The organism is Kitasatospora sp. NPDC056327, assembly GCF_042261735.1.
GTDB lineage: Bacteria > Actinomycetota > Actinomycetes > Streptomycetales > Streptomycetaceae > Kitasatospora.
The window spans coordinates 1-12,287 of record NZ_JBHJRC010000248.1 but is presented as its reverse complement, the minus strand read 5'-3'; the positions used below and the strand labels follow the sequence as shown (position 1 = coordinate 12,287).

3 protein-coding genes are annotated in these 12,287 nt (G+C 72.8%); 2 read left to right on the top strand and 1 reads right to left on the bottom strand.

What is annotated here, in order from left to right:
- Nucleotides 1-51: 51 nt before the first annotated feature.
- Nucleotides 52-4,389 carry a LamG-like jellyroll fold domain-containing protein gene (locus ACFCX4_RS27895; RefSeq protein WP_376147987.1) on the bottom strand — a complete coding sequence of 1,446 codons (4,338 nt, stop codon included), beginning with the start codon at nucleotides 4,387-4,389 and terminating at the stop codon, nucleotides 52-54.
- 479 nt (nucleotides 4,390-4,868) lie between these two features.
- Here ACFCX4_RS27895 and ACFCX4_RS27890 point away from each other — a divergent pair, with 479 nt between their 5' ends.
- Both ACFCX4_RS27890 and ACFCX4_RS27885 read left to right on the top strand, forming a co-directional pair.
- Nucleotides 4,869-11,825, top strand: a complete 6,957-nt coding sequence (locus ACFCX4_RS27890; protein WP_376147984.1) for an RHS repeat-associated core domain-containing protein — start codon at nucleotides 4,869-4,871, stop codon at nucleotides 11,823-11,825.
- Between the two features lie 65 nt (nucleotides 11,826-11,890).
- Nucleotides 11,891-12,235 carry a hypothetical protein gene (locus ACFCX4_RS27885; RefSeq protein ID WP_376147980.1) on the top strand — a complete coding sequence of 115 codons (345 nt, stop codon included), beginning with the start codon at nucleotides 11,891-11,893 and terminating at the stop codon, nucleotides 12,233-12,235.
- Nucleotides 12,236-12,287 lie beyond the last annotated feature (52 nt).

The window sequence follows — 12,287 nt, the reverse complement described above, 5'->3', positions numbered from 1 at the left end:
CCCTCCCCGGCCGGATGCCGGGGAGGGGCCGCGGGCCGGGTGGGCGGCGGGTCAGACCTGCGCCTCCAGGTGCCAGCGCTGGTTGGCGCCCGCGTTGCAGCCGTAGATGCCGAGCGCGACGCCGTTGGCGTCCTGCCAGGACGGCAGTTCGAGGCAGGACTGCGAGGCGGGGTTGTAGAGGGTGCCGTTGCTGCGGCGCAGCCACGTCTGCCGGTCGGTGTTGCCGCAGGGGCGGAAGACGACCGGGTCGCCGGTGGGGCTGGTGCTCAGGCACAGCCCGGTGCCGGCGGCCTTGATGAGGTGGTCGGCGGTCAGGGTGAAGTGCTGGTTCGGGCCGTTGTAGCAGTTCCAGAAGCGCGCGGTGGTGCCGTCGCCGCCACCGAAGCTGTCGATGCAGCGGCCCGCGTTCATGGCGCTGCGGATCTGGACGCTGGAGCCGATGGTGGCCAGGCCGACCGCCTGCTGCTCGGTCAGCGCGTAGGGGTGGATCCGGACGTCGCTGACGGCGCCGGAGAAGAGGGCGTTGGTGGAGATGCCGGTGAGGTTGGCGCCCTCGGCGCCGACCAGCAGCGAACCGCCGCTGCGCCAGGCCCTCGGAGCGCTGTTGCTGGCCACCGCACGGCCGTTGACGTAGAGGGTCACGGTGTGGCTGCCGGCGTTGTAGATGCCGGTCAGGTGGGTCCAGGTGCCGACCTGGGCGCCCTGGGGGCTGAACGCGGAGTAGTAGGCACTGGTGTTCGCCTGGTCCTCGCCGGTGACGGAGAAGACCCAGGTCTGCGCGCCCGGGTGGTAGTGCAGGTAGAACGGGCTGCGCTCCTGGCCGACGACCGAGACGGCGCTCTGGAAGCCGTTGGCGGAGCCGAGCTTGACCCAGGCGGAGACGCTGTAGCTCTGGCCGGTGTCGATGTTGGGGGCGTGGGTGGAGCGGTAGTAGCCGGCGCCGTTGAAGGCCGCCGCGCCGTTCGCGGTGCCGTTGTGGTCGGCGGTGGTGCCGACCGTCTGCTGCGTGAGGAGCGGGTTGACGAGGGTGGAGTCGGAGGTCTGGCTGGTGCCGTCCAGGCCCCACCAGAGCGGGGCGACGGAGGTGTCGGCCACCTTCTCCGGCCCGACCTGCCAGCTGAAGCCGGGATCGGAGGTGCCGGCGCCGGTCGTCTCGCCCCACCAGATCTCGACCCGGCCCTCGGGGGTCTTGCCCCACAGGGTCGGGGAGCCCTTGCCGGTGAGGTCGCCGTCGGAGCCGAGCACCGGCCAGCTCTCCACTGCGACGGACGCGATGCGCCCGCTGCGGGCGGTCATGCCGGTGAGCGTGGGCGCGGTCACGACGGTGCCGGCGCCGTCGATCACGGGCTGGCCCTCGGCATCGGTGGCGGTGACGGTGCCGGTGGTGAAGGTGTAGGCGAGCAGGTCGCCGCGGGCGCCGTCGGGGGCCGCCTGGAGGTTGCGCGCCCACAGGCCCGGGTGGCCCTGCTTCGCCCAGTCCCCGGGGGTGATCAGCTCCTTGTCCTTCCAGCCCGAGGCGGCCAGCCGGACCGGCTTGCCCAGGGTGTTGGCGGCGGTCGCCGGGTAGAACCAGAGCGCCGCGTCCGTGCCGCCGGCGGTGCTCTCGACGGTCAGCAGGCCGGTCTTGTTCTTGAACTGGAGCTTGTGGTCGAGGTCGGCGTTGGCCGGGTCGCCCAGCGCGGCGACCTTCAGGGTGCTGCTCCAGTCGTTGGCGTTGTAGCCGGCCGCGGTCAGCCAGGAGCAGTTCTCGGTCGCGGTCGCCACGCACCTGGGCTTCTTGAGCAGGACCTTGGTGTCGATCCGCCCGTACTGGCCCGTGTTGCCGGGGTTGCCGTAGACGTACAGATTGGCGTCGCCGGGGGCGTGGGCGACGAAGTCGTCGATGTTGTTGCCGCCGGTGAGGGTGCCGCGGTGGGCGAACTGGACGTTCTCCCAGCCCTGGCCGGTGGGCGAGTCGGCGCGGCCGGCCACCAGGGTGACGGCGGCGTTCCTGGCGAGCGGGTTGCCGGGGACGGCGTAGGCGCGCAGGTTGCCGGCCTGGTCCGGGGTGACGATGTCGGGCGCGCTGTCGCCGGTCACGTCGCCGAAGACCGGCGGCGGGCCGTCCGGGTTCCACGGCACGTAGAAGGAGTAGGAGGCGATCGGCGAGACGTTGCGCGCGTTGTCCATCACCTGCATGTACAGGATGTTGGTGCCCCAGCGGTTGGGGACGACCTCGGCCCCGCCCTGCGGCATCGAGGAGCCGCAGACCCAGCCGGCCCCGTTCAGCTGCGGGTCCCAGGACCAGCGGGCGCAGATCACGCCGGAGGCGGAGCCGCTGCCGGGCGCCGGGTCGGCGGCGGTGAACGGGACGATGCCGGGCTCGCCGGTGCGCTTCCTGGTCACCTGGCCGTTGCCGGACGGCGGGTACTGCGTCGCCAACTGGGCGTCGGACAACTGCTGGTAGCCGTTCGGGACCTCGATCGTCGGCGGGGTGAGGTCGACGCCGAAGCGGCAGGTCGGCGTGGGGCCGGACATGGCGACCAGGCCGTCGGTGGCGTGGGTGCTCCAGCCGTAGACGTGGCCGTCCTTGATCACGTCGGACCGGACGTTGAAGGAGGCGGTGCCGCCGTTGGCGACCCAGGGCGAGTTGCCGGAGTCGACGTCGGGCACGGCGGGCAGCGAGTAGTCCCAGATGTGCGACCAGCTCTGCAGCTCGTTCTGCACGGGGCTCTTGACGGTCGCGTTGAGCGAGACCGCGCCGTTGAAGCCGCTGGAGGAGTTCATCCAGCCGATCGTGTTCCCGTTGCAGCCCTGGTCGTCCGTCCACGGGACGGCGGTGCTCGGGGCCGGCAGGGCGTGCTGGTTGGTCGGGACGTCCGGCTTGATGTCGTACTCGACCTCGACGACGGGCCGGTAGTCCAGCCGCTTGAAGCCGTCCCGGTTGCTCTCGTCGCGGCCGAAGACCCCGAAGGTCAGGGAGTTCCGGCCGGGAGTGTAGTTCTGGTACGTCGAGGTGACGTCGTACTTGAACAGGTACTGGCCGCTGCAGCCGCTGCGCCCGGAGCCGGGCACGGCGGACTCGCCGACCCGGCCGCCGACGACGGCGGGCGTGTTGGCCCAGGTGGTGGCACCGTCGATGGCGCCGGTCAGGTACAGGTCGAGGGTGTAGGTCTTGGTGCAGCTCCAGTCGGCGGACTGGTACTGCCAGACCGACATGGTCGCCTTGTTGATGATCGTGCTGCCGAAGCCGCTGGTGTCGAACTGGAAGTAGGAGCGCTCGATCCCGGTGTCGGTGCGCCAGCCCTGGTAGCCGACCCCCGGGTGGGAGTACTGGTCCTGGTTGCCGGTGTCCTTCAGCCAGTTGGAGTGGGCGGGGTACGCCTGCTGGGTCCAGGTCCAGCCGTTGGCCGAGCGGGCGTCGGGGATCCAGGCCGGGTCGATGTACCACGGGCCCTGGCCCTGGCCGAGCACCGACTGGTCGACCGTCAGCTCGACGGCGTCGGCGGTGGCGGTGGTCGGCATCACGGCGACCCTGGCGCCCGCGCCCGGGCCGTGGGCGGTGCTGGCCTCGGCCTCCGCGGCCGGGCCGCCCGAGGCGGGGGCGTCCGCGGCGGGGGCGCCCTGGCCCGGCCGGGCGGCCGGGGCGGTGGAGCTGTCCCAGATCCGCGGCGCCGCGGCGCGCCAGCGGACCTTGCCGTCGGCGGTGGCGGCGGTGAGGTTGCCGTCGCCGTCGGCCCTGACGGTGACGCCGTCGGCGCTGGTGCCGAAGCGGACCTTGCGGAGCTCCGGATTGCGGGCCGCCTCGGCGGTCTTGACCACCAGCACGGTGGAGAAGCCGCCGTACTCGGTGACGGTGGCCTTGAGGTCGATGCCGGGGGCGACCTCGGGGTAGGTCAGGCTCTCGCCGCCCGGGTCCACGACGGGCGCGGTGAGCGGGAAGGGGGAGTCGACGGCCAGGCTCTCGCCCTCGGGGGTGGTGAGCGTGCCGAGCGGGCCGGCGCCGCCGCCGGACAGGTGCACACCGGAGGCCGCGGCCTTGGGCCGGTAGCCGCCGGCCGGGTCGGCGACCAGCGTGGAGTCGAGCGGGGCCCAGTTGCCGTCCGGCTGCTTGACGCGCTGCTGGTCGGGGTGCTGGCGGGTGGAGAGGTGGCCCTCGGGGGTGGCCGAGGTCTCGCTGAACTCGTCGGTCAACTCCGGGATCGGCACGGCCTTCCCGGTCTCCCGGGCCTGGGCGATCGCCTTCTCGGCGAGGGTGACCGCGGGCCGGTTGCGGGTGCGCTCGGCGTCGGCGGCCGCCATGTCCGCGGCGCCGGGCAGCGCGCCGGAGGCGGTCGGCGCGGCCGGGGCCCCGGCGGTCGCGGCGGTCGCGGCGAAGGCGGCCGGGGCCATGGAGGACAGGGCGAGCACGAGCCCGACGGCTGCGGCCGTGGCGCGGCCGGACGGGGTCCGCGTCCGGCGGCGAGGTGTTCCCGAGCGGGCCGGTGCGCCCCGTTCGGGATGAGCGGCTGACATGTCTGAGTCCCCCCACGAGGTGGTTGGAGCGGCTGCGCGACGACCTCCGGAGGCCGGGCGTGCAGAGGACATCGGCAAGTTCGCGCACTACCCGACGGTCCGTCAACTGCCTTGGCTCCCAACGGCGTCCGCTTTTTACGTGGACGAACCGCTTTGGCGCCACTGTGAGATGGATCACACGGGCGAGTAATTCCGTTCGCCTCGTCAGAGGGATCGTCCACGCCCTACCCTCCGCCAGAGTGATCCGTACGCACTCGAATCAAGGGTGCGGTTCCCCCCGGGGGTGTGGCGTGTCCGCTCGTCGAGTCCGCTTTTCCTGGCGCATCGGAAGGGGAGACCCCCCTTCACCTCGCAAGAAATCCCGTACGGCGCTGGTGAGTTCCCTTCTCCTGCTCGGTGCGCTGGTGGGTCCGGTGGCGCCGGCGCTCGCCGCGCCGCCGCAGGACGGCGACCAGGACCGGATCTGGTCGCCGCCGAACACCCCGCTGCCGAAGACGGCCTCGGTGCCGGGAACGGCCGAGAAGCCCACGCCGGTCCCGCCGGCGACCGGTTCGCCGAACTGGGTGCCACCGCGGACGGCGCCGGCGCTGAAGTCCGGCACGGCCGCGGTGGACCTGGGCGCCGACGGGGCGTCCGGCGGATCGCAGCAGGCCGGTGAACTGCCGGTCTGGCTGACCCCGTTGGAGCCCGGCGGGTCCGCCCCGGGCCCGGTCCGGGTCGAGGTCGCCGACGGCCCGACGACCGGGGCCGCCGGGGTGCAGGGCGCCCTGGTCGCGCTCTCCCGGGAGGGTCGGGGCGGGAGCGGGAAGGTCCGGATCGGGCTGGACCCGAACGGCACCGGGTTCGGCGGCGACTTCGCCGCCCGCTCCCAGCTGGTGTCACTGCCGGCGTGCGCGCTGACCACGCCCCAGGACGCGGCCTGCCTGACCCGCACGCCGGTCCCCTCGCACTACGACGCGCAGGCCCGGCAGCTGGTGGCCGACGTCGAACTGCCGCCCGCCGCCGGTGCGGTGGCGAAGCAGGGCGCCGACGCCGGACAGGGCGCCCAGGCGCAGCCCGCCGGCGCGCCGGCGGAGGCCCTGGTGCTGGCCACGGAGGCGACGCCCGGCGGCGGGACCGGCACCTACAGCGCCACCTCGCTGGCGCCGAGCCAGGCGTGGACGGCGGGCAGCTCGTCCGGCTCGTTCACCTACAGCTACCCGGTCCAGTCCCCGCCGTCCCTCGGCGGCACCGGCCCGAAGATCGCGCTGGGCTACGACTCGGCGTCGGTGGACGGCAGGACGGCCTCCACCAACGCGCAGGCCTCGTGGATCGGCGACGGCTGGGATCTCAGCGCCGGGTTCATCGAGCGGTCGTTCAAGCCGTGCGCCAAGGCGGGCATCGCGAACTCGTCCGACCAGTGCTGGGGCGGGGCGAACCTGACCATGGCGCTGGGCGGGCACGCGGGCGAACTGGTGCCGGACGACTCCTCGTGCGTGGGCGGGGACGCCGCCTTCGAGCAGTCGAAGTGCACCTGGCGGCTGAAGAAGGACGACGGGACCAAGGTCGAGTTCCTGACCGGCGCCACCAACGGCACCTGGAACAACGGCTACCTGAAGGTCACCGACTCCACCGGCACCGTGTACTACTTCGGCCTGAACCACCTGCCGTCCGCCGCCGGCGGGCCGACCGCCGCCGGGCCGGAGAGCCGCTCGGCGTGGACGGTGCCGGTGTACTCGCCGAACGCGGGCGACCCGTGCTACGACGCCGCGAAGGGGAAGGGCTCCTGGTGCCGGATGGCGTGGCGCTGGAACCTCGACCACGTCGTGGACGTGCACGGGAACCTGACCACCTACACCTACACGCCCGAGTCCAACTGGTACGCCCGCGGCGGCGGCCAGAACCCGGGCGCGGGCGTCAGCACCGAGTACACCCGCGGCGGCGTGCTGGCCTCGATCGGCTACGGGCAGCTGCTCGGCGACGGCGGTGAGCGACCCGCGGCGAAGATCGACTTCGATTCCGGCGAGCGCTGCGTGACCAGCACCGCCGCCTGCGACCCGGCGCAGCGGACGACGGCGAACGCCGCCCACTGGCCGGACGTGCCGCTGGACAAGCAGTGCGCGGCGACCGGGGCCTGCACCACCTACGGCCCGACGTACTGGTCCACCAAGTGGCTGAACAGGATCACCACGTCGGTCCGCTCGAACGGCAGCTACCGCCCGGTGGACGCCTACGAGTTGACGCACGTCTTCAAGACGCCGCAGAACGCCGGCGAGAACCAGCAGATCCCGTGGCTGGAGTCGGTGAAGCGCTACGGCAAGGACACTTTCGACGGGCAGGAGGCCCAGGAGCTGCCGAAGGTGACGTTCGCCAGCGTGCTGCTGCCCAACCGGGTGGACGGCCTCACCCCGGCCCGGCCGCGCTACAACCGGCCGCGGATCGAGGTGATCACCACCGAGACCGGCGGCACGGTCAACGTCGACTACCTGAAGGACTCCTGCTCGCGGACGGCGAACCGGATGCCGGCCGCCGCCGACAACAACGCGCTCGCCTGCTACAACGTCAAGTGGTACGACACGGCGGTGGCGGCCACGGTGGACGACTGGTTCCTGCGCTACCCGGTGGCATCGGTGACCGTCGACCCGAACGGCAACCTGGTCCAGGGCTCGGCGGCGCAGACCACCGCCTACACCTACGGCCCCGCCGCCTGGCACCGCAACGACGGCGCGCTGGTGGAGCCGGACCACCGGACCTGGGACCAGTTCCGGGGCTTCCAGTCGGTCACGGCCGTGACCGGCTCGGGGCAGGACGGGGCGAAGTCGAAGTCCACGACCAGCTACCACCAGGGCATGGACGGCGACATCAAGGCGAACGGCACCGCCAAGCCGGCCAGCGTCGCGGGCGCCAGGAGCGGCGCCCGGACGGACCACGACTGGCTCTCCGGCCGGGTGCTGGAGAGCGACGCCTTCGCGGACGCCGCAGCGTCCGCGCCCGAGTCGTGGACGGTCAGCACCAGCAGCGGCCCGGCGACGACCGCGACCCACTCCCGCGGCGCCGGCCTGCCGGCCCTGGTGGCGCGGTACGGGTCGACGACCACGACCGCCACCACCACGGCGAGGACGACCACCGGCACCCGGACCACCGCGACCGTCAGCACCACCGACGCGGCGCACGGCAACCGGGTCACCACCTCGCTGAGCACCGCCGACGGCACCCCGGACGTCTGCGTCCGCACCGACTACGCGACGGCCGCCGACCCGGCGCTGACCGGCCTGGTCTCACAGGCGCTGACCGTCTCCGGCGCCAACGCCTGCACGGCCGCGCCCACCGCCGCCAACACGGTCGCCGGCTCGCGGACCCTCTACGACGGCGCGGCCTTCGGCAGCGCCGGCACCAAGGGCGCGCCGACCGGCACCCAGGTGCTCGACGGCTACGACGCCGGCGGCGCCGCCCGCTGGCTCACCACCGCCACCACCGCGTACGACGGCTACGGCCGCCCGACCGGCGTCACCGACCCGACCGCCACCGACGCGGCGAACCCCGCCGGCGCGGTGCAGACCACCAGCTACAGCTCGGCCAACCCCGGCGAGCTGGTCAACCGCACCGTCACCGGCACCCCGGCCCCGGCGGGTGCGCCGGACGCGGGGGCGCGGCGGGAGACGGTGGTCACGCTGAACCCCGCCCGCGGGCTGGCACTGACCACCACCGACCCCAACTCCCGCAAGGTCACCCAGAAGTACGACGGGCTGGGCCGGCTGAAGGCGGTCTGGACGGCGGAGCGCCCGACCGGCTCCACGGCCAGCCTCACCTTCGACTACGCGGTCAACGGCACCACCGCGCCGTCGGCCGTCACCAGCCGGACCCTGCGGCCGGGCGACACCTACGCGGTGTCGACCCGGATCGCCGACGGCCTGGGCCGCACGGTGCAGACGCAGGACGAGCCCGCGGTGTCCGCCTACCACGGCCGGACCGTCACGGACACGTTCTACGACTCGCAGGGCCGCGCCAACCGGACCTACCACAGCTACTACGAGGAGACCACGGCCCCCACCGCCGTCCGCTGGCAGCCGAACGGCGCGCAGGTGCCCAGCGAGACCCGGACCGCCTTCGACGGCTCCGGCCGGCCCACCAGCGTGCAGGCGGTCGCCTACGGCGTGCCGCAGAACACGACCAGCACGGCCTACCCCGGCGCGGACCGGGTGGACACCACTCCCCCGGCCGGCGCCACGGCGACCAGCACCGTCACCGACGCCCGAGGGCGCACGGTGGAGCTGTGGCAGTACCGGACGCCGTCGGCGACCGGCAACCGGTCGGACGCCGACGTGACGGTCTCCACCTTCACCCCCTCCGACCTGACCGCGACCCGGGTGGACGCGGCCGGCAACACCTGGAGCTACGGCTACGACCAGCGCGGCCGGCAGGTGCGCACCGACGACCCGGACTCGGGCGTCTCCACCCGGGCCTACGACGCGGCCGGGCGGCTGACCGCGACCACCGACGCGCGCGGCCAGACCGTCGCCGTGGCGTACGACCTGCTGGGCCGCAGGACCGGCACCTACAGCGGCTCGATCGAGCCGGCGAACCAGCTGACCGGGTTCGCGTACGACACGGTGGCCAAGGGCCAGCCGTCCTCCTCCACCCGGTACGTCGGCGGGGCGGGCGGAACGGCGTACACCAAGGCCGTCACCGCCGTGGACACCGCGTACCGGCCGACCGCCACGACGGTCACGATCCCGGGCAGCGAGATCGGCCGGTCCGGCCAGGCGACCTTCGACTACTCGTCCGTCTACGACCCGATCAGCGGCGCGCTGACCTCCGAGGGCCGCGCGGCCGCCGGCGACCTGGCGCAGGAGTTCGTGTCGTACCGGTACGAGGTCAACGGGCCGCTGCACGACATGGACGGCGCGGGGATCACCTACCTGCGGCAGGCGGACTGGGACGCCTACGGGCGCAACATCCGGGCCACGATGAACTCGTGGGGGACGCAGGTGGTGTCGACCAACACCTACGACGAGTCGACCGGGCGGCTGCTGTCGCAGTACGTCGACAAGCAGACGGCCACCACCGGCACCGTCCAGAACACCACCTACGCCTACAACCAGGCGGGCCGGATCACGGCGGTGCGCGGCATCCCCGACAACACGCCGTCCGCCGCCGACCTGCAGTGCTTCACCTACGACCACCTGGGGCGGCTGACCGTCGCCTGGACCGACAAGGGCCGGCTCGACCAGCCGAACCCGTCCGTCGGCGGGCAGGGCGCGTGCGCCGGCACGGCCCCGTCGGGGTCGACGGTGGGCGGCAGCGCGGCGTACTGGCAGGAGTACGGCTACGACCTGACCGGCAACCGCACCCAGATCGTGCACCGCAACGTCAACGGCGACGCTGGCAAGGACGTGCGGGTCGACCAGACCTTCCCGGCCGCGGGCGCGCGCAACACCCCGAACGCCACCGGCGGTACCGGCGGCCCGCACGCGATGGCGACCAGCACCACCACCTTCGGCACGGCCGCCGAGGCCCAGGGCACCAACCAGTACGACGCGGCCGGCAACACGACGAAGATCACCAACCCCGGCGCGAACAAGCAGGTCCGGGCCGGCTTCGTCCTCGGCTCCGGCGAGAGCATCCGCTCGAACAGCGTCCAGCTCGCCATGCAGGCGGACGGCAACCTCGTCCTGACCTCGCTGCGCAGCGACGCGGTGCTCTGGTCCACCAACACCCAGGGCCACCCCGGCGCCTGGGCGACCATGCAGGACGACGGCAACTTCGTCGTCTACGACCCGCAGCACACCTCGCTGTGGTCCTCCAACACCTGGGCCGGGCCCGCCAGCGGCTACTACGCCATGGTGCAGGACGACGGCAAGTTCGTCGTCTACGCGCCCGGCTGGCAGGCCAAGTGGGGCACCGAGACCTGGAACTTCACCGACGCCGGCAACGGCGCCGTCCTCACCTGGGACGCCGAGGGCAAGCTCAGCTCGATGAACCAGAACAGCCAGGTCTCCAGCTACCTCTACGACGCCGAGGGCAACCAGCTGGTGCGCCGAAGCCCCGGCCGGGTCACCGTCCACCTCGGCGGCGGCGACGAGCTCACCTACAACACCGGCACCGGGGCCGCGACCGGCACCCGCCACTACACGATCCCGGGAGGCATCACCCTGGTCCGCCAGGGCGCGACCAAGCTGACCTACCAGTTCGCCGACCACCACGGCACCAACGCCCTGTCCATCGACAGCACGTCGCTCGCCGAGTCCCGCCGGCCCACCGACCCGTTCGGCGTCACCCGCGGAGCGACCTCCTCGGCCGCGCCGTGGGCGGGCCTCAAGGGCTTCGTCGGGGGCCTGAAGGACGGCGCGACCGGCTTCACCAACCTCGGCGCCCGGCAGTACCAGCCGAGCACCGGGCGCTTCCTCAGCCCGGACCCGGTCTTCGACGCGTCCGACCCGGGGCAGTGGAACGCGTACGTCTACGGCAACAACGACCCGGTCAACCGCGCCGACCCCAACGGGCTCAAGTCCGAGGAGTGCGGCACGCTCTACGACTGCGGCTCGGCCGGGACCATCACCATGAAGAACGCCGCCGAGACCACGGCCAACTACGTACCGCCGGCGGCACTGCAGCGGCTCGACGAGACGCTGCCGAGCCAGGACTTCTACAACTCGGCCAAGGCGGCCGGCTGGGGGGCGAAGCCCCGGAAGTCCGAGCGCGCCACTCCCGACAAGGTGAGCCCCGGTCCCAACAAGGGCATCATCATGGCGAGGTTCTACATCGGCCCGAAGCGCGCCGCCGTGAACCAGTTGCTCGGCGACGACAGGTCCTGGTCGAACCACCCGGTCGACAGTGCGCGGATGACCCTCTTCTGGGACACGGCCACCGGCGAGACCTCCTTCACGGTCATGGCGTCGACGCGGCCCGGCCACTTCGCGCCTGCGGAGGGGTCCGGCTACCCCGCCTCGAAGCGCGGCCCGTGGATCGCGCCGAGTGAGATCCCGGCCAGGCGGATCGTGACCGGAAAGAACGGCTACGATCTCCCGTTCTGGTCGAACGGCATTACCCTGGACAGGGGTGAGAACGGGCTGAAGGCCAAGATCACCGGGATCAACAGCCTCGTGTCCTTCTTCTCCATCGACGGCTCGTTGTCCTTCTCCTTGGGCTCGGACGGAATCAAGGTGAACCGGTCGGGCGACGCCTATCCCGACCTGGAGGTCGTCCAGTACCAGCGCGGGCAGGCACCGCAGGTCCTCGCCCGGGACAACATGAGCTACTTCCCCGCCGACCCGGGGATCAACGCGGCCCCGGGCATCGGGGACAAGGTCGACCGGACCTATCTCAACGGGGGGTGCATCTCAGGGTGCTGACGGTCAAGCGGAGTGAGAGGAACAGGTGGCTGGGGCTCGCCGCAGGCCGGTATCTGGCCATCTGCGTGGCGCCCCCGTGCGGGCTCGCGCTGGCCGCGGCCCTGTTCGCGCCCGGCGGCGTCAACGCGGAGGGGCACGTCCGGCCCAGTGCGGAGGGGTTCGTCCGACTGGCCGTGCTGGTCCTCGTGGTGACGGCGGTCCCCGCCCTGCCCGTGCTCTTCTCGCTCTCCTTCGCGGTGGCGAGGGGCTACGACGTGCGGGTGGCGGCGGCGCTGCTGCTCTCCGCCCCGCCGGCCCTGCTGCTCCTGGCGGGCTACCTTCCGGTGCTCCTCCTGATCGCCCTCGGCCTGTTCTACGTGTTCGGCCTCCTGCCGGTCTGGCGCGGGAGCGCCCGGACCAGGACCGGCTAGGGGCAGGACCGGTCGGGCGACGGGGCCGCGGGACACCGGAAAACCGGTGTCC